3 tRNA genes and 1 rRNA gene are annotated in these 488 nt (G+C 51.2%); all 4 read right to left on the bottom strand.

The features are described 5' to 3' along the window. Window positions 1–50 precede the first annotated feature (50 nt). The 4 genes from M3202_RS22060 to rrf all read right to left on the bottom strand — a co-directional run bounded on the left by M3202_RS22060 (window position 51) and on the right by rrf (window position 481). Window positions 51–126 (bottom strand) — tRNA-Lys (locus M3202_RS22060). An 8-nt stretch (window positions 127–134) separates the two neighbouring features. Next, a tRNA-Thr gene (locus M3202_RS22055) sits at window positions 135–207 on the bottom strand. 70 nt (window positions 208–277) lie between these two features. Next, window positions 278–353: transfer RNA gene (locus tag M3202_RS22050), tRNA-Val, on the bottom strand. Between the two features lie 12 nt (window positions 354–365). Beyond that, window positions 366–481 (bottom strand): 5S ribosomal RNA (gene rrf, locus M3202_RS22045). Window positions 482–488 lie beyond the last annotated feature (7 nt).

Below are 488 nucleotides of genomic sequence, written 5' to 3'. Positions count from 1 at the left end.
TCCTAAGTCTAGCGCGTCTGCCAATTCCGCCACACCCGCATATTACAAAATGGTGAGCCATGAAGGACTCGAACCTTCGACCCTCTGATTAAAAGTCAGATGCTCTACCAACTGAGCTAATGGCTCTCAAACAGTGCCGGCCAGAGGACTTGAACCCCCAACCTACTGATTACAAGTCAGTTGCTCTACCAATTGAGCTAGACCGGCATGTAGAAATGTCTCTTATTTTATGTTGAGACTGTGTCTCTACTTCAAACTTGCCCACCTTAAACTAAGATGGTGGAGGATGACGGGATCGAACCGCCGACCCCCTGCTTGTAAGGCAGGTGCTCTCCCAGCTGAGCTAATCCTCCAATATTTATATCGCCCGGCAACGTCCTACTCTCACAGGGGGAAGCCCCCAACTACCATCGGCGCTGAAGAGCTTAACGACCGTGTTCGGCATGGGAACGGGTGTGACCTCTTCGCTATCGCCACCGGACTTTTGA

The organism is Halalkalibacter oceani (assembly GCF_023715605.1).
Taxonomy (GTDB): domain Bacteria; phylum Bacillota; class Bacilli; order Bacillales; family Bacillaceae_D; genus Halalkalibacter; species Halalkalibacter oceani.
This window is presented reverse-complemented; position numbering and strand designations above follow the sequence as displayed.